Source organism: Anaerotignum sp. MB30-C6 (assembly GCF_030908465.1).
Classification (GTDB): Bacteria; Bacillota; Clostridia; order Lachnospirales; family Anaerotignaceae; genus Chakrabartyella.
Genome location: NZ_CP133078.1, coordinates 2,869,815 through 2,895,332, shown reverse-complemented (window position 1 = coordinate 2,895,332; position 25,518 = coordinate 2,869,815). Strand labels below are relative to the sequence as shown.

General features: G+C 39.2%; 41 protein-coding genes and 1 riboswitch. Of the genes, 33 read left to right on the top strand and 8 right to left on the bottom strand.

From position 1 onward, the window contains the following. Positions 1–146: 146 nt before the first annotated feature. The 7 genes from RBQ60_RS14220 to RBQ60_RS14190 form a co-directional block, all read right to left on the bottom strand. On the bottom strand, positions 147–2,198 hold the full coding sequence (locus RBQ60_RS14220) for a methyl-accepting chemotaxis protein (protein ID WP_307884335.1): 2,052 nt from the start codon (positions 2,196–2,198) through the stop codon (positions 147–149). Positions 2,199–3,058: 860 nt separating this feature from the next. Next, positions 3,059–3,143: riboswitch (cyclic di-GMP riboswitch) on the bottom strand. Between the two features lie 178 nt (positions 3,144–3,321). Next, positions 3,322–4,173, bottom strand: a complete 852-nt coding sequence (locus tag RBQ60_RS14215; protein ID WP_307884334.1) for a C39 family peptidase — start codon at positions 4,171–4,173, stop codon at positions 3,322–3,324. Then, positions 4,170–4,904, bottom strand: a complete 735-nt coding sequence (locus RBQ60_RS14210) for a cell division ATP-binding protein FtsE (protein ID WP_307884333.1) — start codon at positions 4,902–4,904, stop codon at positions 4,170–4,172. Before RBQ60_RS14210 ends, RBQ60_RS14215 begins: the two co-directional genes overlap by 4 nt. A gap of 521 nt (positions 4,905–5,425) precedes the next feature. Then, on the bottom strand, positions 5,426–6,487 hold the full coding sequence (locus tag RBQ60_RS14205; protein ID WP_307884332.1) for a site-specific integrase: 1,062 nt from the start codon (positions 6,485–6,487) through the stop codon (positions 5,426–5,428). A gap of 132 nt (positions 6,488–6,619) precedes the next feature. Next, on the bottom strand, positions 6,620–8,038 hold the full coding sequence (locus RBQ60_RS14200) for a DUF4041 domain-containing protein (RefSeq protein WP_307884331.1): 1,419 nt from the start codon (positions 8,036–8,038) through the stop codon (positions 6,620–6,622). A gap of 120 nt (positions 8,039–8,158) precedes the next feature. Continuing rightward, complete coding sequence (locus RBQ60_RS14195) at positions 8,159–8,584, bottom strand: ImmA/IrrE family metallo-endopeptidase (RefSeq protein ID WP_307884330.1); 426 nt, start codon at positions 8,582–8,584, stop codon at positions 8,159–8,161. A gap of 44 nt (positions 8,585–8,628) precedes the next feature. Then, positions 8,629–9,042 carry a transcriptional regulator gene (locus tag RBQ60_RS14190; protein WP_307884329.1) on the bottom strand — a complete coding sequence of 138 codons (414 nt, stop codon included), beginning with the start codon at positions 9,040–9,042 and terminating at the stop codon, positions 8,629–8,631. Between the two features lie 221 nt (positions 9,043–9,263). Here RBQ60_RS14190 and RBQ60_RS14185 point away from each other — a divergent pair, with 221 nt between their 5' ends. Genes RBQ60_RS14185 through RBQ60_RS14165 form a run of 5 tightly spaced genes read left to right on the top strand, consistent with a single transcriptional unit; the run spans position 9,264 to position 11,205 of the window. Beyond that, complete coding sequence (locus RBQ60_RS14185) at positions 9,264–9,464, top strand: helix-turn-helix domain-containing protein (RefSeq protein WP_307884328.1); 201 nt, start codon at positions 9,264–9,266, stop codon at positions 9,462–9,464. 9 nt (positions 9,465–9,473) lie between these two features. Further along, a complete protein-coding gene (locus tag RBQ60_RS14180; RefSeq protein ID WP_307884327.1) occupies positions 9,474–10,298 on the top strand; it encodes an ORF6N domain-containing protein in 825 nt (274 codons plus the stop codon). A 13-nt stretch (positions 10,299–10,311) separates the two neighbouring features. Beyond that, entirely contained in the window at positions 10,312–10,776 is a 465-nt protein-coding gene (locus RBQ60_RS14175; RefSeq protein ID WP_307884326.1) for a hypothetical protein, read from the top strand. 21 nt (positions 10,777–10,797) lie between these two features. Further along, positions 10,798–11,019: a hypothetical protein gene (locus RBQ60_RS14170; RefSeq protein ID WP_307884325.1), complete on the top strand. Its 222-nt coding sequence runs from the start codon at positions 10,798–10,800 to the stop codon at positions 11,017–11,019. Positions 11,020–11,061: 42 nt separating this feature from the next. After that, positions 11,062–11,205 (top strand): hypothetical protein, encoded by a 144-nt coding sequence (locus RBQ60_RS14165; protein WP_307884324.1) that lies wholly within the window; start codon positions 11,062–11,064, stop codon positions 11,203–11,205. On the opposite strand, the gene RBQ60_RS14160 is transcribed toward RBQ60_RS14165, so the two are convergent. Continuing rightward, positions 11,202–11,528 (bottom strand): hypothetical protein, encoded by a 327-nt coding sequence (locus tag RBQ60_RS14160; RefSeq protein WP_307884323.1) that lies wholly within the window; start codon positions 11,526–11,528, stop codon positions 11,202–11,204. The two genes, RBQ60_RS14165 and RBQ60_RS14160, sit on opposite strands and share 4 nt — an antisense overlap. 95 nt (positions 11,529–11,623) lie before the next feature. On the opposite strand from RBQ60_RS14160, the gene RBQ60_RS14155 reads away from it, so the two are divergent. The 28 genes from RBQ60_RS14155 (at position 11,624) to RBQ60_RS14020 (ending at position 25,483) form a co-directional block, all read left to right on the top strand. Further along, positions 11,624–11,893 (top strand): hypothetical protein, encoded by a 270-nt coding sequence (locus RBQ60_RS14155; RefSeq protein ID WP_307884322.1) that lies wholly within the window; start codon positions 11,624–11,626, stop codon positions 11,891–11,893. Further along, entirely contained in the window at positions 11,856–12,617 is a 762-nt protein-coding gene (locus tag RBQ60_RS14150) for a phosphoadenosine phosphosulfate reductase family protein (RefSeq protein WP_307884321.1), read from the top strand. The genes RBQ60_RS14155 and RBQ60_RS14150 overlap by 38 nt, the downstream gene beginning before the upstream one ends. Continuing rightward, complete coding sequence (locus RBQ60_RS14145) at positions 12,614–12,973, top strand: sporulation initiation factor Spo0A C-terminal domain-containing protein (protein ID WP_307884320.1); 360 nt, start codon at positions 12,614–12,616, stop codon at positions 12,971–12,973. The genes RBQ60_RS14150 and RBQ60_RS14145 overlap by 4 nt, the downstream gene beginning before the upstream one ends. Continuing rightward, positions 12,963–13,250, top strand: coding sequence for a hypothetical protein (locus RBQ60_RS14140; protein ID WP_307884319.1), 288 nt, complete (start codon positions 12,963–12,965; stop codon positions 13,248–13,250). The genes RBQ60_RS14145 and RBQ60_RS14140 overlap by 11 nt, the downstream gene beginning before the upstream one ends. A 43-nt stretch (positions 13,251–13,293) precedes the next feature. Beyond that, positions 13,294–13,467, top strand: a complete 174-nt coding sequence (locus RBQ60_RS14135; RefSeq protein ID WP_307884318.1) for a hypothetical protein — start codon at positions 13,294–13,296, stop codon at positions 13,465–13,467. Next, complete coding sequence (locus tag RBQ60_RS14130; protein ID WP_307884317.1) at positions 13,457–14,005, top strand: hypothetical protein; 549 nt, start codon at positions 13,457–13,459, stop codon at positions 14,003–14,005. Before RBQ60_RS14135 ends, RBQ60_RS14130 begins: the two co-directional genes overlap by 11 nt. Beyond that, the gene (locus RBQ60_RS14125; RefSeq protein ID WP_307884316.1) at positions 13,992–15,422 is read left to right on the top strand and encodes an AAA family ATPase; all 1,431 of its coding nucleotides are present in this window, start codon (positions 13,992–13,994) and stop codon (positions 15,420–15,422) included. The genes RBQ60_RS14130 and RBQ60_RS14125 overlap by 14 nt, the downstream gene beginning before the upstream one ends. After that, complete coding sequence (locus tag RBQ60_RS14120; RefSeq protein WP_307884315.1) at positions 15,419–16,189, top strand: PD-(D/E)XK nuclease-like domain-containing protein; 771 nt, start codon at positions 15,419–15,421, stop codon at positions 16,187–16,189. The genes RBQ60_RS14125 and RBQ60_RS14120 overlap by 4 nt, the downstream gene beginning before the upstream one ends. 13 nt (positions 16,190–16,202) lie before the next feature. After that, a complete protein-coding gene (locus RBQ60_RS14115) occupies positions 16,203–16,631 on the top strand; it encodes a single-stranded DNA-binding protein (protein WP_307884314.1) in 429 nt (142 codons plus the stop codon). Positions 16,632–16,642: 11 nt separating this feature from the next. After that, positions 16,643–17,176, top strand: coding sequence for an ERCC4 domain-containing protein (locus RBQ60_RS14110; protein WP_307884313.1), 534 nt, complete (start codon positions 16,643–16,645; stop codon positions 17,174–17,176). Further along, on the top strand, positions 17,177–17,749 hold the full coding sequence (locus tag RBQ60_RS14105) for a CHC2 zinc finger domain-containing protein (protein ID WP_307884312.1): 573 nt from the start codon (positions 17,177–17,179) through the stop codon (positions 17,747–17,749). Then, positions 17,721–19,580: a DUF927 domain-containing protein gene (locus tag RBQ60_RS14100; protein WP_307884311.1), complete on the top strand. Its 1,860-nt coding sequence runs from the start codon at positions 17,721–17,723 to the stop codon at positions 19,578–19,580. Before RBQ60_RS14105 ends, RBQ60_RS14100 begins: the two co-directional genes overlap by 29 nt. A gap of 121 nt (positions 19,581–19,701) precedes the next feature. Then, on the top strand, positions 19,702–20,043 hold the full coding sequence (locus tag RBQ60_RS14095) for a hypothetical protein (RefSeq protein WP_307884310.1): 342 nt from the start codon (positions 19,702–19,704) through the stop codon (positions 20,041–20,043). Continuing rightward, the gene (locus RBQ60_RS14090; protein ID WP_307884309.1) at positions 20,012–20,197 is read left to right on the top strand and encodes an NUMOD1 domain-containing DNA-binding protein; all 186 of its coding nucleotides are present in this window, start codon (positions 20,012–20,014) and stop codon (positions 20,195–20,197) included. Before RBQ60_RS14095 ends, RBQ60_RS14090 begins: the two co-directional genes overlap by 32 nt. A 7-nt stretch (positions 20,198–20,204) precedes the next feature. After that, positions 20,205–20,528 (top strand): hypothetical protein, encoded by a 324-nt coding sequence (locus RBQ60_RS14085; protein ID WP_307884308.1) that lies wholly within the window; start codon positions 20,205–20,207, stop codon positions 20,526–20,528. After that, positions 20,525–20,794: a hypothetical protein gene (locus RBQ60_RS14080; RefSeq protein ID WP_307884307.1), complete on the top strand. Its 270-nt coding sequence runs from the start codon at positions 20,525–20,527 to the stop codon at positions 20,792–20,794. Before RBQ60_RS14085 ends, RBQ60_RS14080 begins: the two co-directional genes overlap by 4 nt. 9 nt (positions 20,795–20,803) lie before the next feature. After that, on the top strand, positions 20,804–21,148 hold the full coding sequence (locus RBQ60_RS14075) for a hypothetical protein (RefSeq protein ID WP_307884306.1): 345 nt from the start codon (positions 20,804–20,806) through the stop codon (positions 21,146–21,148). Further along, positions 21,123–21,500, top strand: coding sequence for a hypothetical protein (locus tag RBQ60_RS14070; RefSeq protein WP_307884305.1), 378 nt, complete (start codon positions 21,123–21,125; stop codon positions 21,498–21,500). The genes RBQ60_RS14075 and RBQ60_RS14070 overlap by 26 nt, the downstream gene beginning before the upstream one ends. A gap of 64 nt (positions 21,501–21,564) precedes the next feature. After that, entirely contained in the window at positions 21,565–22,125 is a 561-nt protein-coding gene (locus tag RBQ60_RS14065; protein ID WP_307884304.1) for an MT-A70 family methyltransferase, read from the top strand. Between the two features lie 2 nt (positions 22,126–22,127). After that, positions 22,128–22,451, top strand: coding sequence for a hypothetical protein (locus RBQ60_RS14060; RefSeq protein WP_307884303.1), 324 nt, complete (start codon positions 22,128–22,130; stop codon positions 22,449–22,451). A gap of 2 nt (positions 22,452–22,453) precedes the next feature. Next, entirely contained in the window at positions 22,454–22,846 is a 393-nt protein-coding gene (locus RBQ60_RS14055; protein WP_307884302.1) for a YopX family protein, read from the top strand. Continuing rightward, complete coding sequence (locus RBQ60_RS14050; RefSeq protein WP_307884301.1) at positions 22,843–23,427, top strand: hypothetical protein; 585 nt, start codon at positions 22,843–22,845, stop codon at positions 23,425–23,427. The genes RBQ60_RS14055 and RBQ60_RS14050 overlap by 4 nt, the downstream gene beginning before the upstream one ends. A 2-nt stretch (positions 23,428–23,429) precedes the next feature. Then, positions 23,430–23,693, top strand: coding sequence for a hypothetical protein (locus RBQ60_RS14045; protein ID WP_307884300.1), 264 nt, complete (start codon positions 23,430–23,432; stop codon positions 23,691–23,693). Then, positions 23,694–24,083 carry a hypothetical protein gene (locus RBQ60_RS14040; protein ID WP_307884299.1) on the top strand — a complete coding sequence of 130 codons (390 nt, stop codon included), beginning with the start codon at positions 23,694–23,696 and terminating at the stop codon, positions 24,081–24,083. Further along, a complete protein-coding gene (locus RBQ60_RS14035) occupies positions 24,080–24,304 on the top strand; it encodes a DUF551 domain-containing protein (protein WP_307884298.1) in 225 nt (74 codons plus the stop codon). Before RBQ60_RS14040 ends, RBQ60_RS14035 begins: the two co-directional genes overlap by 4 nt. 144 nt (positions 24,305–24,448) lie before the next feature. Next, positions 24,449–24,583, top strand: a complete 135-nt coding sequence (locus RBQ60_RS14030) for a hypothetical protein (protein WP_307884297.1) — start codon at positions 24,449–24,451, stop codon at positions 24,581–24,583. A 55-nt stretch (positions 24,584–24,638) separates the two neighbouring features. Beyond that, the gene (locus RBQ60_RS14025) at positions 24,639–24,854 is read left to right on the top strand and encodes a hypothetical protein (protein WP_307884296.1); all 216 of its coding nucleotides are present in this window, start codon (positions 24,639–24,641) and stop codon (positions 24,852–24,854) included. 161 nt (positions 24,855–25,015) lie between these two features. Next, a complete protein-coding gene (locus RBQ60_RS14020) occupies positions 25,016–25,483 on the top strand; it encodes a DUF1492 domain-containing protein (RefSeq protein WP_307884295.1) in 468 nt (155 codons plus the stop codon). Positions 25,484–25,518 lie beyond the last annotated feature (35 nt).

Sequence of the window (25,518 nt, the reverse complement as noted above, 5' to 3'; positions counted from 1 at the left end):
CACTAGACTGAAAAGTCTACTCCTAGAAAACCATTTGAGGTCAGTATAACGAAAGAGACTTACCCTCTGTAATTTAAAGTCAGTAAGTCCCTAAGGTGGCAATATTTACTTTAATCTAACTTTTTAAGTCAGCTTAGAGGATTTGCTCAATATTTATGTTTTTCACCAAATAGGTATTGAGCTGAAATCGGGCTATCTTCTTGGTCGTTAATTGCGTCGTATAAATGGTTGGTTGAATTCTTTAATTTAAACTGCTCAATTTGCTCTTTCAGTAATTGTGCTTGACCACTAAACTCCTCGCTGGCTGCTGCACTTTCTTCTGCCGTTGCACTGTTGGTTTGCACAACCGAGGAAATTTGTTCAACCCCTATTGTGATCTGGGAGATAGCTGAAGCTTGCTCCTTAGAGGCATTGAAGATTTCATTGATTAAATTCCCAACTTTGTTTGCGGATTTTACTACATTCAGCATGGATTGTGCAGTGCTATCGGTGATTTTAGTGCCGTATTCGATTGCCTGTACGGTCTCTTCAATAAGAGTTGTGGTATCCTTGGCAGCCTCTGATGATTTCTGTGCAAGGCTTCGAACTTCATCAGCAACAACGGCAAACCCTCTTCCCGCAGAGCCGGCACGTGCAGCTTCAACAGCAGCATTTAGGGCTAAGATATTTGTTTGGAAAGCAATATCTTCGATGGTTTTGATGATTTTGCTAATTTCCCCTGATTTTGTATTTATATTATTAATGGCAACTTTCATTTCCTGCATCTGTTGATTACTGTTTTTAACCTCTTCACCAGAAAATTGGGCTTCTGCGTTTGCAAGCTGTGCATTATCAGCATTTTGCTTAATGTGCTGTGAAATCTGGGTAATTGTTGCAGAGAGCTCCTCTACGCTGCTTGCTTGCTCAGTTGCACCTTGAGCCAGAGCTTGTGCACCTGCCGATACCTGATTGGAACAGCCAGCAACCTGTTCTGCAGAATTCTTGATTTCTGTCATTGTATTGTTTAAGGATTCCAATATTGTTTCTAAGGAGACCTTAATTGGTGCAAAATCTCCTACATATTCTTTTTCTGATTTACAATCAAGATTTCCCTTGCTGATTTCACCTAAAACCGTTGAAATTTCGTCTATAAAGCTGCGACAGGTTTCCACTGTTGCACAGAGAGAACGATAAAGCAAGCCTAGCTCATCCTTTGAATCCACTACAGGAACAGCGGAGGTAAGGTCGCCATCGGATAGGTCGCGGAGCCTTTTGCTCATGCTTACAATAGGGTTTGTAATGGACTTGGACATAAATATTGCAATCACGATTCCCACAAGCATAAAGATGACGCTAGTAATCACGAGTAGTGTCGTTGTAATACCAATACTAGACATCATTTCCGCTGTAGGGACAACAATACCGTATGACCAGCCATCTGTATTTTTAATTGGGCCATAATAGCAAATTCGCTCATTTCCATTTATAAGGTACTTGTCTATATCTGTTTCTCCCCCGACCATTTTACGAAAAACAGCGGCAGCGGATTCAAGGGTTTTATCCGTTTTTGCTTCCTCGATTATGTTTGTTGCATTTGCAACAAGCTGATGATCCACATCAGCAATGGAGAAGCCCTTGCTATCAAGCATGAACACATTCCCCGATTGGTTTACTGTAATATCCGTTATAATATTGGTATAAGTTTGGCAGTCAAGGGTAGCAACGAGTAGGCCGGAAAACACCTTATTATTAACCTTGGTACTTAAAAATATTTTTCTTACACCGTCACTATCAAGTAATGGAGAAGTCAGCGTGGTTTCCCCTGAGGCAGCACCGCTGTACCAGTCGTATGAGGCTGCTTGTGTGCCATTTTTGTTGCTGTCGGTACTGATTATAATCCCTGAGCTGTCAACAATAGACAGAGATTCCATGCCAAAAGCTTCTGCATTTTCTTTTAGCTCCTCTATTACTTGCTGCTGTGAAAGCTCTTTATTTCCAATGAACTCCTGGGAAGCAACTGCTTCAATGGTCATTTGTAAGTTGTTTAGGGACTCTGATATGGCTACCTCAGTGACTTGTGCAATTGATTTTAAATCGGCTTCAACCGTTTCATTTACACTCCTATAGTTCAGATAGATTGCTGCCGCAGTATTAACGAATGAAAAAATCAGCAAGATTCCTGCCATTATTAGTGTCATCTTTAGTTTTAATGATTTCATGTTATTCTCCTTTTCCTAAAACATAGTCAGATAATAGAAAGATTATTTGTTTCATAAGAATTATGTTCTTAAATATTTAGTACCCTAAAATAAATATTGCCTGTAATAACGGCTGGCTATGGCTATAAGTTTTTCCACCCATTTGACTTTTAAATTTCAGCATTACATTGGTCTTTTTTAATAAGCTGATCTCCTTAAGTGGTATAAAAGAATATCTATGACTTTGTTAATTTTCTTGTCTGCGGACATGGTTCAACATTAGTTAAGGGGAATTCCTTAAAAGGCGTTGAATCTGTTGGGATAGACGGCGATTCCCCCTTCTGAACATCTTCCATAGCATAAAATAGCCCTATCTGACTTTACTCTTTTTACCAAATAAGGACAGCGACTCCTTTCATATAAATTCAAATGCTATTAGAAAAGTCATAAAAATGCAGTCTTATGGTTGCAATAATTGAAAAAAGCTGAACAACCATAAGGTAAGCAGACTACAGTAATCACTTCGCCCACAAACAGTAGACGCAGAACAAAGTATGATTGAAAGGGTAGAAAAATTAGGTTGGTATTCTAATATTTTTTGAGTTGAAAAATACTTAGATATGCCATAAGCAAAGCAAAGGGTTATTTTCCCAAAGTTATTTCTATTATAAAGGAATTGGAAATTGAGATGTTTTCAAAAAAGATAGCTAGAATGCGTTATCTGATTTTTTATGCAATGGTAGTCCGTACATGGACGTCATAAATTCATGCAAACAGACAAAAAGCAACTACTACTGTACAGTAGCGGCTGCTTTTAATGACAAAAATGATTAGGTTAGATGGGCTCTCCAGTTTAGGCGTGGTTTGCTTTCTAATCCATAATCAGCAACTGGCTATCATAGATTTACATCCTTAGATCCTTCAGCTTTGCGTCCTATTTTTTCAAATAGTTTGCCTTAGTTTAAGTTAAGAACATAGATTATTTTTAATATATCAGTTTTGACGAATATCGTCAATATATGTCGAAAAATTTAATTAAAAAAGCAGCCCTTTGTATCTTTTACAAAGGGCTGCTTTTGCATGATATTCTATTTTCCTAAAAATCTATACAGATACTATGTTTTTGTACTTACCAACACAAGGGCTATTTGCGATTACTGATGGACCAAAATGGACCGCCATAACTTGCGGAATACTTTGCTTCATCCAGTATCGTTTGAAGATCCCAAGGTTGTTGGCTGTTTTCAGCGTTTTGAGAGTCTGCGATCAAAACTTTTCCTTCTGGGGTAACACCACGAAGGATAATAAAGTGTCCTTGTGAGGTGAAAATACCCTTATTCATTAGTACGACTACAAGGTTTCCTTGATTCAATTCATTAAAAATTGTTTCTTTTGAAGGGTTTTTTAAGCTTTCTGAAGTAAGCCCAAATGCGTTAGCACCGTCTGGAATAATGGAATGATAGGACCCACTGTTATCACAAAAATGTCCGTTATCGTAAGCCCACGTCGCAGCCATGTCTGGGGTGATATCATTATCTGTAAAGGTGGATAAAACCATAGCCAGCGTAGTTGGCCCACAACCATAAACGCCTATGATATTATCAGTTCCATAAATGGTGGTATTCCACCTAGGGTCTGTTTGAGAAAAATAAACCAGATCTACGGTGCTAGATTCTAAGATGATTTCCTTTTCTTCATCCTCTTTGTCGTTTTTATTTGCGGAAGCATTATCCCTATTTTTTTGTTCCTTAGAAAGGGCTTTTGCCAAGGCAGCTGTCTCTCGTTTTGCATCTAATTCGGCTTTCTTTGTTTTTATTGAAGAAACCAGATGAGTAGTGTATTGCTGGGTATCTTTAATAAAATAATCAATATCCCAAGGCGTTACACGAGTTGCAAATAGGTATAAGAATCCAATAAAGCTGACATATGTTACGACAAAGGTGGTGTTAAATAGTTTTTTGCCGAGATATTTTTTTTTACGTCTTCGTTTTTTCATATGATCCAACCATATTTTCCTTTACTCACATCACCAAGAATTTTACCGTTTTGCAAAGTAACAACACGTTTCTTCATAATATCTACAAACTCTTTTGCGTGGGTAGCGATAATGACTGTAATACCTAATTGATTGATTTCGTTGAACAAAGACATAATATCAAGGGCGGAATCATAATCCAACTGAGCCGTAGGTTCGTCAGCAAGTATTATTTTTGGATTATTTACCACAGCCCTTGCCATAAGCACTTTAAACGTTTCACCCCCTGATAAATTTCCGGGGTAGTCATACATTTTTTTTGTCATTCCTACAAGGCCTAGGGCCAATGGAATAGATTGGCGAATGGATTTGTTGGAATGTCCTGTTGCTAACATGGCAAGTTCTAAGTTTTGATAAATTGTTTTATTTTCAATTAAAGAGAAATCGTGATTGATAATACCCAAAACACGCCTATAATAAGGGAGATCTTTTTGGGCTAAGTTATTGATGGACAGGTTATTTACCAAAATGTCGCCGGATGAAGGTTTGAGCTCCCCAGTTAAAAGATGGATTAACGTACTTTTACCGGAACCTGTTTTTCCTACAAGAAAAACAAAGTCACCGTCTTTGATTTCCAGTGAGATTTTTTCAACACCTACCTCATTATTCCCATAGGTTTTCGTCACATTGTTGAATACAATCAATACCCTCATGCCTTTCAAAAAAGTTTGTTTTAGAAACGCTTTAGACAAGTTTTACCTTCTTTTAGTATAACACTTCTGCGTAAAAATGTATATACTGCTAAATGATAGAAAAGAATGTAAAATATTGATTTTTCTATATTATTAATACCCATAAAAGCCTTTACTAATCAAAAAGAGGCGGTGAGGTAGTGGTTACAAAGAAGAAGAATATTTGTAAGAGTTTGTTTAGAGACTTAGAAACTGATAATTGTGTTTTTAAAAAAGTGCTGTAGGATGTTTCGCATTAAAAGATTGGAATAAAAAAATACCTGCTAAAAAGGGGGTACGTTGAACATATTTCATTACATATCAGTTTGTTTAAATGGATTTTAATGTTATGACATAACTTTTAAGCTCCATACAACTTTGGAATAGTTGGTTTCATTGATTTTAAAAGAACTGCAGTGATTAAAACCTTGAAAGCAATTTAATGAAAAAAAGCGGATGATGGGAATCGAACCCACGGTAAATACTCTAATGATGCAGAGAAATCAACATATTATTGGGAATGTGTTGCATTTTGTGTTGCATCATTGTTCCTGCTCCCCAAAAACCGATACCAAATAACTATCAATTGTTTTAGTTACTTCCCCATCTTTTTCTTTCATAGTGTGCTGGTAAACTCGTTTAAGCATATTATCAGTAGCATGTCCCATCCGCTTCAATGCATATTTGTCAGGTACATTATTGGCCAACATCATGGACGCATAGTAATGCCGCAAGTCATGAAAACGCATATGGTTAATTTCATGCTTCAGTAAAAATCTGAAAAAATGGTTAGTTATATCCGTGGGCGTCAGCCCTGTTAGTGAATCGTCGTCTTTTTTGCCATTAACAACTTCTTCAAGTACAGGCAATATATGGGAGGGGATAGGTAACACCCGCTTGCCTGCTGTTGTTTTTGGAGGCTTACGCACCCATTCTTTTTTGTCTTTATCAAAAACCATAGAGAAACTAATAGCTATCGTGTTGTTTTCGAAATCGGCATCTTTAACTCTTAACGCCGCTATCTCTCCACGACGTAACCCCATGCCAGATGCAATTAGAACAGGAAGATGAATTGTACTTCCTTTAGATAACTCTATGATTTTTTTTAAATCATTTTCGCAGGGTACAGTGATCTCTTCCTTTTTGCTTGTGGGCATAGTAACGTTATAGTAAAAGTCTGGATGATAGAATTTCAAGGTTGCGCTTAAAAGTCCCGACATATTGCGCACTGTTTTAGGTGTCAAATCAATGGATGCCTTATTAAAATATTTCTGTAATGTGTCGTTGTTTATTTTGGCAATAGGAATATCGATTTCGTCGTAATGATATTTAGCAAGGGAAGAATACGCCCTTATTGTGGATGGCGAAAGGGTTTTCTTTTTTGTTTCGATATAGTTCTCTATCGCCTCTTTTACCGTAAAATTTTCGGGGTTTCTTCTCTTGTCTTTGTTCATCATGAACTCGGCCGCTAGATACTCAGCCTCTTTCTGGGTTGTGGCGGTGAATCGTTGATACTTGCGTTTTTCTTTTCCGTCTACCATTTCGTTATGGCTATAAACTAAGCAAGTCCACGATCCAGATGGTAATTTTTTTGCTTTTGCCATAAAAATAAGACCTCCTTTATTTTTGTGTATGCAAACAAAGCGGTCTATGATATAATAATTATCGCTAGATAGTGGTTACTTCGTGACCGCTTGTCCCTCATTCCATTGCAGTGGAGTGGGGGATTTTTTAAATTATAAACCAGAGACCTGAGATAACCGTAAGCTTTCGCGATACTGTTCCGCTTTTGCTATATGAGTAAACTCTACTGTAGCATTATGGTTTTGTTTAACTACCTTTTCGATTTCAGCTAGAGAAACTTCAAAAAATTCTTTTCTTGCGTTTACTTTATTGACCTGATTATTCCTAAATGTAGCGTGCAAGGTATTTTCCAATGCTGGGGCATCTTCACTGAAGATCATAGCATGTACATCGAATTCAAAAGGTACTGAGGCATCGCCTAGTTCTTTGACACGATCCATAGGTTCTAATCTTCTGGTCATGCCGATTTTGTATATGTCTTCTCCGAAGGAGCCAATATTCGAAATGATATAAACATAGCCAGCCCTTGTGTTCTGTTCTCTTTCTAGGACATTTTCCTTATCTTTCTCTACCAATTTTAACTTTTCTTCTAATTCTTTGATTTTATCAAGGTAAAGTTGTTTTTCAACATCGGTTGATTTTTGAAGATATCCCATTAGTTTTGTGATTTCATTTTTAAATTGTGTTTCTTCTTTTTCAATTTTTGCCTTTTCTCTATCAATTTCGCGACGAACTTTTTCTTCTTCTAATATTTGCTCACGAATAGCTTTTTGTTCTTCCTTCTCCTGTTCTTTTTTGAGCTGAAAAGCATAGGTGAGATTAAGTTCTTCAAGCTTGTATTCTAGGAAAGGAAAATTTAATTTCATTCCGTCTACTTCAAAAATTTTATTTATATTGTCAAAACATTTGTTTAGTTTATTTCTTTGGGCATCAATATTTTTGGTGGTAACTGCCTTAATGATACCCGTGCTTTCGGATTCAAAACAACGAAGAATTTGTTTTGAGTTATCGCGGATAACCTTTTTATTTTCATTTGAATTTACTAGGAGTGCTTCTTCATTTTTTATTAGTTCTGCCATTTTAGAATTAAGCACAGCAAGTTTATTTTTGTACTCTTCGGACGTAATTTCATCATCAACTATAAAATTTGTAGCAATTACAATCGATTCTTTCGTTAATTCATCAATTTCAGAAATAATATTGTTCTTTTGTATTTCAAGTTTCTCAATTTCTTGCTTTGCTTTTTCTTTGTTAGCATCTATATCTCCAAGTGCAGCATAGGCCTTTTGGGTAGTAGCTTCATAATAATTATCGGCACTTTCCTTTTTAGTTGCATAATAAATATCCGCGTCATTGGTTCTTTGAAAGTAGTTTACCTCTGCTTCATTTTTTTTCTGAATTACATATTCATCAGCGTTAGAAATTGCTTCGTACTTTTCAAACAATGCCGTAAAACTTTTTAATTTAACTAATAAAATAATTAGTGCAATTATAGCTAATGGTGGCCATAGAAGAGACAAGAGCGTGAGAAGAAATAATGAAATACACCAAGTAATAAAAATTTTTTTCATAGTAAAACCTCCCTTAAATTGACAATATATTACATATTGTCTATAATGTTTTAAGGGTTGACTTTCCGATAGCCCTACATATCTTTTCCTCACGGTACTGCGAATACTGTGGGGGATTTTTTATTTATTAAATCTAAATCTTCCTCTGAGTCTTAATTCTATCAATTCTTCAGGCAAGCCATAGATACAAGCTAATTGTTGAGTTGTGTTTTCTTTAAATATTTCTAAATCTTCGTCACTTATCATTAGCTTAACAGCAAAAAGGTTTGCTTCTTTTTCCAGTTTATTTACAGACAAAAGTGTACTTTTAAGAAATGGGGTATTTTCATTAGGATGCAATACTGCGTGCCCTAACTCATGTGCGATAGTAAAAAGCATTCTTCTTTCATCTAAATCGGAATTAATGTGTATCTGTTTTTGTCTGCACATTGTAGTAAAGTAACCATTAATCACGCCGAGAGGCTCATACATTATCTGTATACCCATATCTCTAGCAATCCTTATTGGATTTCTAGTCCCGTATTTTTCAACGATGTTTTCGACCATTCTTCACCCTTCCCTCCCTTAAGCAAAGCTAAAAGTGTGGCAAATTATCTGTATTTTTTAGGTGTAAATTTCTTTTTGGCTGCGATTTTAGCAATCTTGACCCCATTTTCTAATGATACTCTTAATAACTCTTTGGTTTCATCATCCATAGGCTCACCATCAAACATTAAAGCATCGCTTGTGTGTAATTGAGATAAAATCCCATCCACTTTTTTGGAAATGTCCCTTTCATCTTTTGCGGTCAGTTGAGGGTTAAATTCCTTTTGTTCTGGTTCTTCGCCAGTCATTAAATATTCCATATTAACCCCGAATCTAGCGGCTATTTCCATTAATCTCTCCGCTTTTATAGATTTAGATTTAGCTAAAGAACCGTTACTATATCCCATTTCTTTTTCAAGAGCGGAAATGTTTATACCTTCCTTTTCGCATAGATTTTTTATTATTTCTAAACTTGTCATAGTTACCTCCAAGAAAATATTTAGAAGAGTTTCTAAAAATGGGTTGACAAATTAGAATAAGTTCTATATACTAGCCGTATGGATTAGAAAAACTTCTAATCATCAAAGGCGTCGGTAGAATTTATTCTCAATTTGATTTCGCTGATTAGATTATAGAATAAAATCTAATGGATGTCAACATTAATATAGATAATTTTCTAAATGTGAAAGGGGGAATTATTTTGCTGGAAAAAATCAAAGCTTGGTGTAGAGATAACAAAACATCAGTGTGCGCATTGGAAAAGCAATGCGGATTGGGCAACGGAACGATTGGTGGCTGGGAAAAGTCAACACCAAGAGTTGACAGTCTAATCGCTGTGTCTAAGGCCACGGGGTTAAGCATTGATGATTTAATCGGACAAGCTGTAGTAGAAAAAGAATAGGAGGTACAAATGAAACAACTAACGGTAAACGGAACGCAAAATTTTATGGGTAAATCCATCCCAGTAGTAAGCGGTGGGTTTGGACAAGGTAAGAAGTGTATGAGCGATAAGACTATTGCAGAAATACACGGAGTTACCACAAGCGATATAAGAAAAGCAATAGGGAGAAATGCAAATAGGTTTAAAAGCATGATAGATTTTGTTGATTTAAATAGCTCGTCATGTGGTGACGGCCTATTTGAACAGTTGGGTTATAGTAAGCAGCAGATAATTCAAGCCGAACATATCTACATATTATCCGAGAGAGGTTATTCAAAACTTATCAAGATTATGGATACTGACCTCGCTTGGGAAATCCATGACAAACTTATGGATGAATACTTTGAAATGAGAGACACAGTAATTCCTAAATTTGCAAACGATTTGGAGTATGCAAAGGTTCAGGCTCAAAAGGCAAGAGCAGATGCAATGTTGTTAAATGCTAAGAACCGTACTTTCAAAACACTCATGGATTCAATAAGTAATAAAAATCTTTCACCTATTGCGGTTCAGGTGTTCGGCTTGAAAAGTCTTGAAAGCACTTTCGGAATTAGCGTAGGAGAATACCTTCCAGAATGCGAAAAAACATATTCAGCTACCGAAATTGGGGAAATGCTTGGCATCTCTGCAAACAAGGTAGGTAAAATCGCAAATGCTAACAATCTAAAAACAGAAGAGTACGGCGTTACTGTTATGGACAAGTCCAGATACAGCAGCAAGGAAGTGCCTAATTTTAGATATTTTGCAAAGGCGATTGATGTAATTAGAGAAATCATGGGAAGTGAAGTTTGCTAAAGGGGGATTTGATATGAATAAAGGCTGTAGAGAGTTAGATGTGTTTGTCGGAACAAAAATGAAGATAGCTCACACTGGCAAAGAGGTACTATACGCTATTATCGGCATGATGTCTAAAACTGACGATGAGCCAGAGTTTAACACATGCAAAGAATTGCTGGACAAAGCATTGTTAAATCTAATCGCTTTCGAGGATGAAATTATTCCTCAAGAGGACTTTGCAATGTTCCTTGAATTACTTGAAGAATGCGAATTTGAGGAGGAGGAGCCAGGGATTGACCTCATCGAGGTAAATACAGAGGAGGCTTCAAGAATATTGAGCGGCATGCACCTTTCTAATGTTCACACCCTATGCAATAACAGCACAGTGATTGGCAGGGTATGCGCTTTCCGAAGCACTCAGGAAGATGAAGGATGTAAGTTTAGAAATCTTTTAATTCAATTCGATGGCAGAATACTTGTTTCCGAAGAATATTAAGAAACCCAAGGAGGCGATACCATGAAAAAAGCAAAACCAGACAAGCGTTTGCCCGCCTTGGTGAAATCGAAAATGTATGAAAGAGGAATCAAGGGTGAGGAAATGGCAACATACTTGCATATGTGCCCTGGGACGTATTATCGCAGAATGAATAACCCTGAGGAATTCACAATTGCAAATCTAAAAGTTTTTTGCAATAAATTGAAAATCGACAAAGCGACTCTGGTTGAAGCGATGCTCTAGCCCACAACGGACAAGCCTGTAGCAGAAAGGTAGGAGGTACATATGAAATTTGAAGGAAAATTCGAAATTACGCCAAAAGAAATAGCTGACCTTGTAAGGGAATTACAAAGCCAGCCGAAGGGTAGCATCAACAACACAATAATAAGTAATAATCCTGCTATTAGTAACGATAGGGAACAGGATTAATATTGCTTACCGTTTATTATTGCATTTTTTGAAATTGTTAATCCACTCATATCTAAGCTTGGACAAGAGACTATGCCGTGTATTTTTATAGCTCCATTGTTTTTAATATCGTTGGCATTTAGAATGCCATGTATTTCAACAGTACAGCCTTTGTTAACGGTTAACGCTCCGTTCATTATGCCAGAGATGACAAGCGTTGATAATTCTGTTAAGTGAACATCGCCATTTAATATGCCTGCGATTTCAATAGTTGCTGAATTAGAAACAATCATTTCGTCGCATGAGTAGACATCTTTGATTGAGTGGTCACTGGAAAATAGCATAAGTTTTCCTCCTTTCTCTACATACTCGGTACTGGCATACCTGTAAGGAAAGGATAGCACAATATTACAAAATATTCCATAGGAGGTGGACAAACATGACAACCCAGCTCCCACCGATGCGAGTAGGCTATCGTTACATATGTTGCAGTCGGTGCGGCGAACGGTGGAACATAGCAAAGACAGCTAACACAAGGCATGGTTATTTATGCCCTGAATGCAATCGTAAGAAAGACAAGCAATATGCAGTAGATAACAATTTGGATTATTCCGCATACATGTTTTATGGAACATGGCACGGGGTAAATAGAAGGAGAAAGGAGGGAGGCGGTGGGAAATGTAATACAGCTAAGCGGAGGCAAAGATAGCTTGGCATTGCTGTTAATTGCCATAGAAAAAGGCTACAAGGTTGATGAGGCAGTATATTTCGATGTTGGAGAATGGGAGTTTCAAGCTGTTCGTAGAAATATTGAGAAGGCCAAAAAGCTATGCGAACAAAAAGGCATCCGATTTACAACTATTCACCCCGCTATTGAGTTTCCGGTTTTAGCATGGGAAAGAGAGTACATACAGAGAAACGGAAACAAGAAAAAAGGTTATGAGTGGTGTGGATGGCACGGCTGTCGATGGGGAACAACGCAGAAAATTGCTCAATTGGACAAGTATTGTGGTGATAACTTACAAATTATCGGAATAGCCAAAGATGAGCCTGAACGCCTAGAAAAAGGAGTCGGTAGCAATAAAGCCTATTGGCTAAATGAATGGGGCTTAACTGAGGCAGATTGTCTACAATATTGTTATGACCAAGGTTGGAATTGGCTTGAATATGAGCCATTAACAGACAAATACATAGAACTTTATAGCGTATTGGACAGAGTATCTTGCTGGTGTTGTGGCAATAAAAATTTGAAGGAACTCTACAATATTTACAGATTTTTACCTTCCTACTGGAAAAGGCTAGAAGAATATCAGATAAAAACAGATAAACCTTTCAAAGAAAGTGGAAGTATATTTGAACTTGCTGAGAGATTTAAACTTGGTTGTGTTACTAAGGCGGAGTTAAAAAAATTTTACAAGGAGGAAATCAAATGAAAGCAGAGGAAAATGAAATCGGAAAATTGCTCATGCAGTTCGGAATTAGTCCGTCAATTTTGGGGTACAGCTACTTAAAAACTGCTATCAGTATAGCGATTAAGGATACTACATGCTGGCGTATGCTCACAAAGTCTTTGTATCCCATGGTAGCAGCGCAACACGGTACAACCCCATCAAGAGCAGAAAGAGCCATGCGCCATGCGATAGAAACAGCGTATTACAAAGGTAACAAAGAGTTATTGAACTCAATAATTTTAGTTCAGAACGTGAATAAAAACAAAGCAACTGTTGGTGAATTTATCGCAGGAGTTGCAGAGCATTACAGAATTTGGGGTGACTTCAATGAGCGATAAGGACGTTGAATTAATCAGCCGCAATACATATCGACGCATGAGCCGTTGTAAGCGTGCTAGGCTTATCCAGTCAGCAAAGATACTTATTATATGGCTGTTTGCAATCACGGTTAACATAGCCGTTATACACGCCCTATATGCAGTCTTACCGCATCGGTTAGCATTGAGATATTTTTTAATCGTAGTGTTTACGGCGGTTTGGGTGAAACAGTTTGTAGATATTACAGACAATATAAAAACGTCCCCAAGGAACGGCCATTCCAGAAGGGGACACTGACAAATAATCAACTTTAAAGTATCAGAAAAAAGGAGGATTGTCAATGGATAGTTTGGTACCTGAAAATGATTTACAAGAATTATGGGAGCAGAGCGGCAGGGTCAAGGCCTTGATTGCTTATACTTCATTGAGAAAATACGCCACAGCGGAAGAAATCAAGGCGATTTTGAGTGGCGAGATCGAGGAATCTGAGGAAGGTGATACTCATGAAGAATGAAGTGACGGGACATTGGAAGAAGCTTGTTTCTGACCCTAAATATTTGGGCGAGGCTGATTTTGCAAGCGGCCAAGAGGTTACCGTAACGATTGCGGCAGTTACAAAGGAATCTGTTAAAAATGCAGATGGCTCGGCTGAAAAAATAGTAATTCATTTCGTAGAGAACTGCAAGCCAATGATTCTTAACGTAACTAATTCCAAGGCAATTGCGAAAGTCACAGGAGAAAAGTTGGTTGAAAAGTGGAAGGGTGCAAGAATCCAGCTCTACATAGACCCTAAAGTGAGGGCGTTTGGCGAGGTTGTGGCCGCATTAAGGGTTAGACCGTTTGCACCAAGGCAGAACAGTCAGCCAGTACAGGGCAAGCCTATTCCGTGCGAAAAGTGCGGAAACAATATCAAGCCGTTCGATAAAATGACAACAGAGCAATTGGCGGAATACACAAAATCAAAATATGGTAAAGCATTATGCTCAGATTGTGCGGCAGAAATGGCAAAAGAGGCAAAGAGCGGACAGGAGGAAGTAAATGAAAACAACTAAGATTCACATAAAGAATTTGTTTGGTATCACAGAAAAGCAGTTGGATGGCAAAAGCATTGAATTGACTGGTCCTAATGGCAGTGGGAAAACTTCTGTCTTGGATGCCATCATATACGCTCTTACCAATTCATCCAATAGAGATTACATAATTAAGGACGGTGCCGAGGAAGGTGAAATCCTGATTGAGACAGATACAGGCCTTTCTATTAACAGAAAGAAAAGAACGACTCAGGTTGACTATAAATCTATTAAGGAAAACGGATACACTGTGCAACGTCCAGAAAGTTTCTTGCAGGATATTTTTACACCGTTGCAGTTGAATCCAGTTGAGTTTGCAAGCATGAAAAAGGAGGAACAGAACAGAATCATCCTTGACCTGATTGAATTTGCTTGGGACTTGAATTGGATCCGTGAGAAGTTCGGCGAAATCCCAGAGGGCGTGGACTATCAGCAAAATATCTTGCAAGTTTTGCATGACATTCAGTCAGAAAAGGGCGTTTACTTTACCCGCAGACAGGATACAAACAGGGATATCAAGAGTAAAAAGGCTGTTGTGGAGGCAATCGCAAAGGATTTACCTGAGAATTATAACGCTGCAACGTGGGCGAATTATGACCTATCCAGTGGTTACGATGAACTGTCAAGGGCAAAAGAAAAGAACAATAAAATTCAGCGTGCCAAGACTTTCAAGGATTCTTATGATAACAAAATCAGAGGTTATGAGGCTGAAATGGAAATTGAAGTTTCCAGTGCCGAGAGAGCCATTGCACAAGAGAAAGAAGCATTGGCTGGCACAATCGAACGCTTAAAGGCAGAATTGGCAGCCGCAGAGGACAAGCAAAAAACTATTGATGAAAAATTGATTGACAAAAAAAAGCTTGCAGAACAGGCATTTGAAACAAAAAAAGCTAAGCTTGGCGAGGATATGCAGATTGCAGAAAAGTACGCCGCATTGGAAGAAATCCCAGTCAAAGAAAAGGAAGAAGAACTGCAAACTGCATCCGAAATGATTAAGCACCTGAACGAATATAACCGTATGCGTAAAATGCAGGATGAAATTGAAGTCCTTCAAGAAAAATCTGAAACCCTTACACAAAAGATTGAACTTGCAAGAGAATTGCCGGGTGAAATTTTAAAGACTGCCACAATTCCCGTTGTTGGGCTGACTGTTGAGAATGGCATTCCTCTTATCAATGGATTGCCCGTTTCCAATCTGTCAGAGGGAGAAAAACTTGGTCTGTGTGTAGACGTGGCAATTAGCAGGCCAAACGCATTGCAGATTATCTTGATTGATGGGGCTGAGAAGCTATCAGAAGCCAATAGGACAAGCCTTTATCAGAAGTGCAAGGAAAAGGGCTTGCAGTTCATTGCTACCCGCACAACGGATGATGATTGCTTGGAGGTAACTGAATTATGATTTTAACGGCTGAAAACTACTTCTCAAAAGAAGCAAGTATGAAATATATGGGCGTATCTCAGTTTAAAGCATTTGAAGAATGTGAAGCTGGGGGACTTGCAAAAGCCAAATGCGAGTTTGACGAAGAAAAAACCGTGGCTTTGCTGGTTGGTTCCTATGTGGATGCTCACTTTGAAGGAACATTGGATGTTTTCAAAGCGCAAAACCCTGCAATATTTACGCTAAAAGGTGATTTGAGAGCGGAATATAAAAAAGCTAATGAAATTATCAACCGCATTGAAAGCGATTCAGAATTCATGAAGTTTCTATCTGGCGAAAAGCAAGTAATCATGAAGGGTGAAATTGAGGGCGTTCCTGTAAAAATCAAAATTGATTCTTACTTTCCAGATGAAAAGATTGTTGATTTAAAGGTTATGAAAGATTTCGCACCAATTTGGAAAGATGGTCAAAAAATGCCATATTTTGAAGCATGGGGGTATGATTTGCAAGCTGCTGTATATCAAGAGATTGTACGTCAATTCACAGGTGAACTACTGCCATTCTACATAGCTGCGGCAACAAAGGAAAAGACCACAGATATTCAGGGCTTGATTATGCCGCAAGAGTTTCTTGACGAAAGGCTGTCTTATTTTAGAGGACTGGTTCGGCATTATGACAATATCAAAAAAGGCATTGAGAAACCGATAAGATGCGGAAAGTGTGATTTTTGCAAGGCTACAAAGCATTTTGAGGTAATCAATGCGGCTGATTTATACATGGAAGTGTGAAAGGGGAAAGAAAATGAATAAATCAATTCTAATGGGCCGCCTAGTACGTGATCCAGAAATCAGATATTCACAGGGAGCAAGCCCTGTTGCAGTAGCTAATTATACCTTGGCGGTCAATCGCAGATTTAAACAGCAAGGTCAACCTGACGTTGACTTTATCAATATAGTAGCAATCGGAAAAAATGGAGAATTCGCTGAAGACTGGTTGCACAAGGGCAATATGATACAGGTTGTCGGAAGAATCCAAGTGCGCTCATGGGAGGACAATGAGGGGAAGAAACGCTATGCAACTGAGGTCGTAGCAGAGGAACATTATTTCTGCGGAGGCAAGAGTGAAACGCAAAATAGGGCATCGAGCAATTCTCAACCAGATACAAGCGCACCGAGCGACGGTTTTTATCCGATAGATGAATCGGTCAACGATGATGATCTTCCGTTTTAAGGGGTGATATTTTGGTAATTGTAGAGGACAAAGGACAAAAAGAAGGAAAGCACGAGTTAAAGCACAAGCAATGGGACAAGCTGGGGGTTGCCTACACAAGGCAGCCTCTCCCATGCGGTGATTACATAGCCTTAAATGAAAAGGTTCAGGACGTTATCAGTCGCAAGAGCAAGCAGAAAAAAGACGTCAAAAAGATGGACCTTCTTGGAACGCACAGCATTGCGGTTGATACAAAAAAAGACATTCTTGAAATTATAACGAATGTTGTTGGAAAGAGCCATGGAAGATTCAGGGACGAGTTGATTCTTGCACAGAACAACGGCATTAAACTGTTTGTGTTAATCGAAAACGCCGACGGCGTGACCTGTATCAACGACCTATACAAATGGTACAACTGGCGATTAAAGAAGTCGCCCAAGGCTACCACGGGGCGTCAGTTAGCAAAGATTCTGACTTCCATGGAATATAAATACGGCGTGAAATTTGAGTTCTGCAAGCCAGAGGAAGCAGGGTTAAGGGTGATTGAGTTGTTAGGCGGTGAGTAAATGAATTATGCCGAGGAAATAAAAGAGCGGCTGACCATGGCTGACGTTGCAAGTCGTTACGGACATGAGCCGAATAGAGCAGGGTTTATAAATTGCCCTTTTCATAAAGAAAAAACATCAAGTCTTAAGATTTACGATGGCGATAAAGGATTTCATTGTTTTGGATGCGGGGCAGGTGGCGACGTAATTAAGTTCGTTATGATGCTTTATAGTATTAGCTTTGAGCAGGCTATAACCAAAATGAACGGCGATTTTAATCTAATGCTACCGATTGGCAAAAAGATTTCGGTTGCCCAGCGGAGAGAGATGATAAGGGCCGACATTGAGCGTAAAAAGAAGCGAAAACAGCAAGAAGAAGAAAGGCAAAAGCAGGACAAATATTTCTGGGATTGCTTCGACGAGTATCACAGGCTTGAGTTTCAGAAGGTGCATTATGCACCTAAAAGCATGGATGAAGAACCGCATCCACTATTTATCGAGGCTATTCAGAATATAAGCGAGGTCAGATACAGGCTTGATTGTGCAGAAATTGAGAGGTGGATGAATGGGAAAGAACGAAATAAAAATACCTGATTATACAGCGGAGGATTTTACCAATTCATCAATGCCTTATGAGTTTCTTTACAAATTCAAAGACAATAAATTTATGCTTTCCCAGATGCGAGAGCAAATGAAACAAAAGGCTGCAGCTGTTGGGATACGTGGCTTTATGGGGCTGTGGAATGCATACCTAGAAACAGTTCAGGCGGCTAAGGGAGTAAGTTTTGACAATGCCACCAATTTTGAGGGGCAAGAATTAGAGCTGATGAGCGGTAAATATATTGCTGACGACTACGGGATAGTTTATGAGGATAAGTTTGGCTGCGAAGTTGACGTTTGTAAGCACCCAATTATGCCAATTCAGAGGCTTGTCAATATAGATAGCGGCGAGGAAAGGCTAAGGATTGCCTATAAAAAAGGGCGGTTCTGGCGCACGTTAATAGCCGAAAAGACGATGCTTGCGAGTAGCAGTGGCATTTTACAGCTTGCGGCAAATGGCGTGTTCGTTAATAGCGAAAACGCAAAAGGCTTGAGTACGTACCTGTTGGAAATTGAGCAGTTAAACTACGAACAAATCCCAGAGCAGAAATCAGTCGGACGGCTTGGCTGGGTTGGTGAGCACGGCTTCAGTCCTTACGTTGAAAACCTTGAATTTGATGGAGAACAGAGTTTTAGACATATTTTTAATTCTGTAAAGCAAGAGGGTTCCTATAATGAATGGAAAGAAATCATGTTAAAGATGCGAGCAACGAGCCTAACAGGAAGGATTTTCTTAGCAGCGAGTTTTGCAAGCGTTTTAGTAGGGCCGTGTGGCTTATTACCATTTTTCGTCCATGCATGGGGTGGAACAGAGGTAGGCAAAACTGTTGGTTTAATGATTGCAGCTAGTGTATGGGCATCCCCGAAAATGGGCGAATACATAACAACTTTTAATAGCACCTCAGTAGCCCAAGAGTTGCAGGCTGGTTTTCTAAACAGTTTGCCAGTGTGCCTGGATGAGTTGCAAATTCAGTCCTCTCAGGGCATCAAGGATTTTGACAAGATTATATACCAACTTACCGAGGGCGTAGGAAAGGCAAGAGGAGCGAAAACAGGTGGACTACAACGTAATCAAACTTGGAAGAATTGTATCATAACCAATGGCGAGCATCCGATAAGCAATTCTAATAGCGGCGGTGGAGCGATTAATAGAATTATAGAATTTGAGTGCGAAGAAAAAGTTTACACTGATTTGCCTGGAATGTGCGATGTGATAACGAAGAATTACGGATTTGCAGGGAGAGAGTTTATTGAATTCCTGCAGGATGGTGGCGTGGGGCTAGCACAACGAAATCAGCGTGATTATTTTAAACAGCTAATCAATTCAGACAGTACAGACAAACAGGCGGGTTCAGCTAGTGCAATTTTAGCCGCTGACAGGATTGCTACTGACTTAATTTTTAAAGATGGCAAATATCTCACCGTCAATGATATGAAGAAAATCATGGTGAACCGAAAAGACGTAGATGTGAACGAAAGAGCCTATCAATTCATATTTGAGTTGGTGGGAAGGAACCCTAAGAAATTTAATCCAGACGACTTCGGAGAGTATGCTGGGGAGGTGTGGGGAGTCACTGAAACGGACTGCGTTTACATCATTAAGTCAGTGTTTGACAGGGAACTGAAAAACGAGGGATTTAACAGTGCCGCTTTTCTTAGCTGGGCGAAAAGGAACGGAAAAATCGCCTATGACGACCAGAGGACAACGAAAAGAAAGCAAATCAAAGGCTTTAACAAAAGAATTCCTTGTGTTTGCATCTATACAGCCGAAATTGAAAACGCTTTTACGGTTATAAATGACGATTCGGAAGAGGTTCCTTTTTAAAAAATGGCACAGTGGCACGGTACGGCACGGTGTTTTTATACACCCTTATATATAAACGGATATATATAACTTTTTAAAAACAAAATGTTTTATATTCCCAGTTCACGTGAGGAGTTGTTTTTTGACTGTGCCAACCGTGCCAACCGTACCAAGCCCTTATAAATCAATGGTTTGCAGAGGCACAGTAGCGGTACAGTTGGAACAGTTTTGTATTAAAAAACAAGAAAGGACGTTATTTATGGCAACTTACAACAACCCATTTGATAAGGCTGCAGCGTTTTGGAATAAGTACTACCCCCAATTGCAAGCAACAGGAGGCAGTCAGGCGTTTTGGGATGAGGTGGTTTCGATGGGAGCGTACTTTAACAAGAATGATACCGAGGCGAAGATATTTGTTCTACTTGTGGATGAATTGGAAAGAAGGGCGAGTAATGGCAACCAAAGTAATGCAACTGGACTATGACACTGGTGAGCTGATTGAGATATATGAAACAATCAAGGAGGCGGCTAAGGATAATTGGATGGATCCAAACGATTTAGCAAAATACATCCGCAAAGGCAACGGAATGGCAATGTTCAAAAATAAAAAAATAGCCTTTAAAAGAATAGGGGTGTGAGGATACCATGGCACGAATGACAGAAGCGAATAAAGTATATAGTTCACCACTTCTAAGAAGATTGCAAGCGTTTGAAGATTTGGGGTTTGAACCAAATCAAATAACACCGAAAAAGGGTTCTGCTGCGGCGAAAAATCGGCACGAGGTGGAGTTGACAATTAAAACCAGAAAAGGCGGCAACGGATGTCTATATGAAATCGTAATGGACGGCAGAAAAATGACATCAGGGGAATTTGCGGCTGCGGTGAAAATCAATCCAAATACTATACGATCATGGATAAACAACGACACTTTTTACGAGGGTTTGAGAAAGAGGGGTATTATTTTATGATCAAGCTAATCAGAGATTATTGCATTGATGGACAAGCATACGATTATGCCTTGAAGCTAGACACAAAGAAGGATGATAAAGACGGAAAACGTGTTTATTCTGTCATTGGATATTACGGCACCGTTGATGGATGCATACAGGGGCTTTATAAGGTGCTGTGTCGCAAGTTGGTAGCTGAGGAAGTATTAACACTCAAAGAGGCGGAAAAACGCTTTCAGGACATTGCAAATGAGTTAAAAGTGGTTATGCCAGATTGTTTCAAGTGAGGTGTGAAGATGATACGAGAAAAACTACTACACGGAATTAATAGCCTCGTCCTAGAGGAATTAGAAACAGCCAATCAAACCTTCCCTTTGTTTGCATCTAATCACGAGGCCCATGCGGTAATGCGGGAAGAATACGAGGAGTCAATGGAGAAAGTTGACCTTGTTCGTGAGGGATTAGAACTGCACTGGGAGGCAACTAAAAATAATTGCATTGGTATTGGTTGGTTGGAAGAAATGTCCAAGAACGGCAGAATGGCTATTGCTGAATTGATTCAGTTTGTGGCTATGACGGAAAAGGCCATATTAAGTGCAAGCAGGAGGGATGCAGATGGCGAAAGAACAGAAAACCTCTGAATGCATTGAAAGCTTTCTAGACCTCTTGAACAACGTCGAAAGCCTCCATCAATGCTATCAGGCGGAAATATCCAGACAGGACAAGCTTACACAGGACTATTTACATATGCTTGAGTTTGGAGACGTTCAACCAAGTAAAAAGGTGAAGTTTGCAAACGATTTAAAACGATCAAGGCAGGATAGGCGGTACTACAAAGATAGGCTGGAAGAAATACAGCCATTATATGAGTTTTGGCAGAACAACCGCAAAATGATTGGGATACTCCAAAATACACTTGGTGCGGTTAGGAAACAAGAGAAATACCATGAATGTAGGGTGTATAGGCCTAGGGTGCTAGTACGAGAAAATTAAATAAAGACGGAAGGAGTAAGAGGTTTGGTCGACCGAAAACAGCTGTTTACTCCTGTGAATGAAAATGAAGGTAGATATCTTTAATACTGATAAGAAGTACCAAATTATTTATGCAGATCCGCCTTGGGAATATAAAGAAAGTGGTAGTGGTGTAAGAGGATGTGCAGGACTTGCGGAAAGATATAACGGTGTAATGACAAAAGACGAAATATTTAAATTGCCCATAGAAAAAATTAGTGACGAAACGAGCATCTTGTTTCTTTGGGTGACGTTTCCAAGGTTAGAGCAAGGTTTGGAAACGATAAAAGCATGGGGGTTTGAGTATTACGGCTTGGGTTTTGACTGGATAAAAACAAGTAAAAATGGAAATCCATCTTGGGGGATGGGATACTACACAAGGCAAAACACTGAGGTATGCTTGATTGGTGTAAAAAAGAAACCAAAAAGAATAAAACCATTGGTTAGAAATGTTCTGTCTGTTGTCCACTCTGAACGCAGAGAACATTCCCGTAAGCCAGATTGCATAAGAGATTACATAGTTAATATTTGCGGCGACATACCTAGAATAGAGTTATTTGCACGTCAATGCGTAGATGGCTGGGATTGTTGGGGGAATGAGGTGTAACCATGAACATAGATGAAACGGTAAAGGCGTTACGAGGTGATTGTCAAATACGAGAACATAACTGCAAAGGGTGTGAATTTGTCGGGGAGGAGCTTTCTCACCCATATTACAGATGCAAATTACATAATATTGCCGCTGACCAATTAGAACAGCTTCAGGCGGAAAATGAGCAGTTAAAAGCAAGTCAACCTGTAACGTGTGGGGAATGTAAGCATTGGAGAATGGACGCAGAATACTCGGTAAAAGGATTTTGTTGTAACCGCTTAGGATTGATTCAGAAAACAAAAAACAGTGATTTTTGCAGCTGCGGCGAACGGAGGGAATAACCATGCAAGAGATTTTGTTTAGAGGCAAAACGATTGGTTTTGAAGATTCTAAATGGGTCTATGGAGATTTAATAACTACTGACCCTTATAGAATTGTAGACTTGGCAAATGGTAATGATTCATATGTTTTTGAAAAAACCGTCGGACAGTGGACGGGGCTAATAGATAAAAATGGGAATAAGATTTTTGAAGGGGACATAGTCAAGTGTTGGTCAGAGGGAGTCAAGGCACTGGGAGAAATACGACAACGCGTAGATGGACTTTGGATACTGTACCCTGCGTTCCAAAACAATGTTTTTTGGGGGTTATGCCCCTTAGGCAACGGAACGACAACGGTCGAGGTTATCGGCAATATCCACGACAATCCAAAATTGAAAGGAGAGGATGAGGAATGAGCGAGATCAAAAAAATAGAAGATGCAATCATAGAAATGACAATGAGTGATTACATAGGGGAAAGTCTTTGTGAGGAAAGTTGCGATGTGATAGTCCGTGCCCTGCAAGAAAAACTCGAACGGGATGATCCTAAGCCGTTGGGGTTGGAGGAATTAGAAAAAATTGAATTGCTTGGCTGGGTTTGGATTGAGATAACAGACAAAATGGAAATTGGGAAATCGGGATATTATCAGAAAAATAGTGATTGGTCGAAAGGGGAACGTTTTTGTTGTGGTTATCCCGGCACAATGTACGGGTTTAGATTTTGTGACTACGGCAAAACATGGCTTGCGTACCGATACGAGCCGAAACATATCGGTGAAGCCACCAACATGAAAGGGGGAACAGGTGTGAAAGAATTGGCAATCAAAATAAATTTAGACAAGGAAGATGTGAATGAAACTGTAACTGCATTGTTCTTTGAAATTATGGAGGTATGCGGAGATAATTTTTATAGCATAGAAAGTGCAACCGTTGACGGAGATGAAATGTTTTCTGCTGAAAAAGGATTTTGCGGAGAATTCAGGAGAAAAGGGGAATAGGGATGTCAAAATACATAGATGCAGAAATTGCAGAAAATTCTTTAAGGCAATATGCAGAGCAGAAACACGCTAACGGGGAAATTGAACTTGCAAACGGCATTTTAAAGGCTGTGTGTAAATTGAGAACACTTCCCTCCGCCGATGTGAAAGAGGTTGTTCGGGGGAACAAGGTTGCTATGGATTGGGTGTGTTCTGAATGCGAAAGCTATATTGCTGACGATGATTCTGTTTGCCCTTCATGCGGTGCTGAAATGGGGGTGGAGTAGGTGGAGTTGAGTGTCAAAAAAGCGGTAAGCCTTTTGTCACAAATGTTTTTAATTCAGTTTGATAAAGACGAACACGAAGCATTAGCAATGGCTATTGATGCATTAAATGAAAACACCTCCCTTCGTGCCAGACTGGATAAGGCGGTGGAGTTGCCTTGTAAGGTTGGGGATACGGTGTATATGGTTTTTGATGGATTAATTAAAGTATTAATTGTTGAATCAATTCACTGCTGGAAAAGCGGAAAGTGGAGAATATCTGCACATACCGATAAAACAAATAAATATTGGGCTGGATATGAAATAGATCCAAAAGGATTTGGAATTAAATTTTTCCTCGCCGAAGCCGAAGCGCAGGCGAAGTTGGAGGAAATGAAGGGCGGTGCGGAATGAGCAGATGGATTAGCGTTAAGGATAGATTGCCAAAAGAAAGGGAAGAAGTATGGATTGCATGTAAATCAGGTGCATTTCTTGCGGGGGAATATTACATGCATGAGGGAAAGCAAAATTGGAGCGCCCGTAATGTGGCTGGAACCTTAATACATATAGCGACAAAGCACATTACCCACTGGGCGATACCTGAACCGCCAAAGGAGTGTTTGCGTGAGCGATAAATTTTGGTACAGATTCTTAAATTTTATGATTGCGTTTATGATGTTTTGTTTAGTTGTGACGTATATAAAAGGTGATTATATGCGTAGTATATGCTACCTGCTAATGGCGATACTAGGGCAACTTATGATATTAGAGGTCAAGGAGTGATTTCATGGTTACCTGTTGCAAAGATTGTACAAGCCGCCATTATAAGTGCCATGGAACGTGTAAAACGTATCAGGCGGAGAAAGAAAAGATGTGGGCGGAGAACAGGCTTACATCAAAAGCAACTCGGTTAGGGCGTATGAGGTGCAGAGGGCTAATAGGGTTAAGATGGGATAAGGAGGAATTTACATGGGAGAAGAAAGAACAGTAAAAGACATTACCCTTACATATGACGATGGAACCACAGAGGTTATTGAAAAGGGGTTAGTTACACGGTTTACAGAACGTGATGGGGAAAATGTTACAGCTGAATTTGATATGGTTTCTATCGACGGAAAAGATTTATACATGGTTGTCATGGCTATGCTGCGACTAGGTGAAAGAATGGGATTCTTCAAGGGGTGATAGGTTATGAAAATGAAATATATTATTAATGCTTTTAATTATCCTTACGGGTGGATCGATGCACAGAAACAGACGAGGTGGCTTATCGTGGCTATAGTATATTTTGTACTATACTCAATAAGATATGATGCTGCGGATGTATCAAAAAGAAGGTGATGCTGTTGGGGAAGGAATTATTAGATCAGTATGTTGACCTTCAGGATGAAATAAAGGACTTGAAACGCAGAATCAATAAAATCAAGGCTCAAATTGAGCGTTTAGAATCAGAGGGTACGGTATTGGATTCTGTTAGAGGAAGTAGGAAAGACGGCACAATAGGGAGTATTCGCATTGAGGGATTCCCTTTGCCTCACTATGACGAGAAACTAAGTCAACTATATCGTTATAAGGCTCAACTCGAAAAGGCTGAACAGCAGGCCGTGAAGCTAGTAAACGAGATTGAGATTTACATAAATTCTATTGAGGATTGCCGCATGAGAAGGATTGTAAGATACAGGTTTATTGATAAGCTTTCTTGGAATCAGGTGGCTGACAGAATGGGTGGGAACAATACAGAGGATAGCATAAGAAAGGCAGTAACAAGATTTCTTGATAAAAATTCAATGTTGTCCGATATGTCCGTTTCATAAATGCTATAATGGTATTAGTAAGAAGTGTCGAATGT

Bases quoted from the DNA above. Each gene is read 5' to 3' on its own strand.
- RBQ60_RS14220 (WP_307884335.1), bottom strand. From the start codon at position 2,198: ATGAAATCATTAAAACTAAAGATGACACTAATAATGGCAGGAATCTTG.
- RBQ60_RS14215 (WP_307884334.1), bottom strand. From the start codon at position 4,173: ATGAAAAAACGAAGACGTAAAAAAAAATATCTCGGCAAAAAACTATTT.
- RBQ60_RS14205 (WP_307884332.1), bottom strand. From the start codon at position 6,487: ATGGCAAAAGCAAAAAAATTACCATCTGGATCGTGGACTTGCTTAGTT.
- RBQ60_RS14200 (WP_307884331.1), bottom strand. From the start codon at position 8,038: ATGAAAAAAATTTTTATTACTTGGTGTATTTCATTATTTCTTCTCACG.
- RBQ60_RS14195 (WP_307884330.1), bottom strand. From the start codon at position 8,584: ATGGTCGAAAACATCGTTGAAAAATACGGGACTAGAAATCCAATAAGG.
- RBQ60_RS14190 (WP_307884329.1), bottom strand. From the start codon at position 9,042: ATGACAAGTTTAGAAATAATAAAAAATCTATGCGAAAAGGAAGGTATA.
- RBQ60_RS14180 (WP_307884327.1), top strand. From the start codon at position 9,474: ATGAAACAACTAACGGTAAACGGAACGCAAAATTTTATGGGTAAATCC.
- RBQ60_RS14175 (WP_307884326.1), top strand. From the start codon at position 10,312: ATGAATAAAGGCTGTAGAGAGTTAGATGTGTTTGTCGGAACAAAAATG.
- RBQ60_RS14170 (WP_307884325.1), top strand. From the start codon at position 10,798: ATGAAAAAAGCAAAACCAGACAAGCGTTTGCCCGCCTTGGTGAAATCG.
- RBQ60_RS14165 (WP_307884324.1), top strand. From the start codon at position 11,062: ATGAAATTTGAAGGAAAATTCGAAATTACGCCAAAAGAAATAGCTGAC.
- RBQ60_RS14160 (WP_307884323.1), bottom strand. From the start codon at position 11,528: ATGCTATTTTCCAGTGACCACTCAATCAAAGATGTCTACTCATGCGAC.
- RBQ60_RS14155 (WP_307884322.1), top strand. From the start codon at position 11,624: ATGACAACCCAGCTCCCACCGATGCGAGTAGGCTATCGTTACATATGT.
- RBQ60_RS14145 (WP_307884320.1), top strand. From the start codon at position 12,614: ATGAAAGCAGAGGAAAATGAAATCGGAAAATTGCTCATGCAGTTCGGA.
- RBQ60_RS14140 (WP_307884319.1), top strand. From the start codon at position 12,963: ATGAGCGATAAGGACGTTGAATTAATCAGCCGCAATACATATCGACGC.
- RBQ60_RS14135 (WP_307884318.1), top strand. From the start codon at position 13,294: ATGGATAGTTTGGTACCTGAAAATGATTTACAAGAATTATGGGAGCAG.
- RBQ60_RS14130 (WP_307884317.1), top strand. From the start codon at position 13,457: ATGAAGAATGAAGTGACGGGACATTGGAAGAAGCTTGTTTCTGACCCT.
- RBQ60_RS14125 (WP_307884316.1), top strand. From the start codon at position 13,992: ATGAAAACAACTAAGATTCACATAAAGAATTTGTTTGGTATCACAGAA.
- RBQ60_RS14120 (WP_307884315.1), top strand. From the start codon at position 15,419: ATGATTTTAACGGCTGAAAACTACTTCTCAAAAGAAGCAAGTATGAAA.
- RBQ60_RS14115 (WP_307884314.1), top strand. From the start codon at position 16,203: ATGAATAAATCAATTCTAATGGGCCGCCTAGTACGTGATCCAGAAATC.
- RBQ60_RS14105 (WP_307884312.1), top strand. From the start codon at position 17,177: ATGAATTATGCCGAGGAAATAAAAGAGCGGCTGACCATGGCTGACGTT.
- RBQ60_RS14100 (WP_307884311.1), top strand. From the start codon at position 17,721: ATGGGAAAGAACGAAATAAAAATACCTGATTATACAGCGGAGGATTTT.
- RBQ60_RS14090 (WP_307884309.1), top strand. From the start codon at position 20,012: ATGGCAACCAAAGTAATGCAACTGGACTATGACACTGGTGAGCTGATT.
- RBQ60_RS14085 (WP_307884308.1), top strand. From the start codon at position 20,205: ATGGCACGAATGACAGAAGCGAATAAAGTATATAGTTCACCACTTCTA.
- RBQ60_RS14080 (WP_307884307.1), top strand. From the start codon at position 20,525: ATGATCAAGCTAATCAGAGATTATTGCATTGATGGACAAGCATACGAT.
- RBQ60_RS14075 (WP_307884306.1), top strand. From the start codon at position 20,804: ATGATACGAGAAAAACTACTACACGGAATTAATAGCCTCGTCCTAGAG.
- RBQ60_RS14070 (WP_307884305.1), top strand. From the start codon at position 21,123: ATGGCGAAAGAACAGAAAACCTCTGAATGCATTGAAAGCTTTCTAGAC.
- RBQ60_RS14065 (WP_307884304.1), top strand. From the start codon at position 21,565: ATGAAGGTAGATATCTTTAATACTGATAAGAAGTACCAAATTATTTAT.
- RBQ60_RS14060 (WP_307884303.1), top strand. From the start codon at position 22,128: ATGAACATAGATGAAACGGTAAAGGCGTTACGAGGTGATTGTCAAATA.
- RBQ60_RS14055 (WP_307884302.1), top strand. From the start codon at position 22,454: ATGCAAGAGATTTTGTTTAGAGGCAAAACGATTGGTTTTGAAGATTCT.
- RBQ60_RS14050 (WP_307884301.1), top strand. From the start codon at position 22,843: ATGAGCGAGATCAAAAAAATAGAAGATGCAATCATAGAAATGACAATG.
- RBQ60_RS14045 (WP_307884300.1), top strand. From the start codon at position 23,430: ATGTCAAAATACATAGATGCAGAAATTGCAGAAAATTCTTTAAGGCAA.
- RBQ60_RS14035 (WP_307884298.1), top strand. From the start codon at position 24,080: ATGAGCAGATGGATTAGCGTTAAGGATAGATTGCCAAAAGAAAGGGAA.
- RBQ60_RS14025 (WP_307884296.1), top strand. From the start codon at position 24,639: ATGGGAGAAGAAAGAACAGTAAAAGACATTACCCTTACATATGACGAT.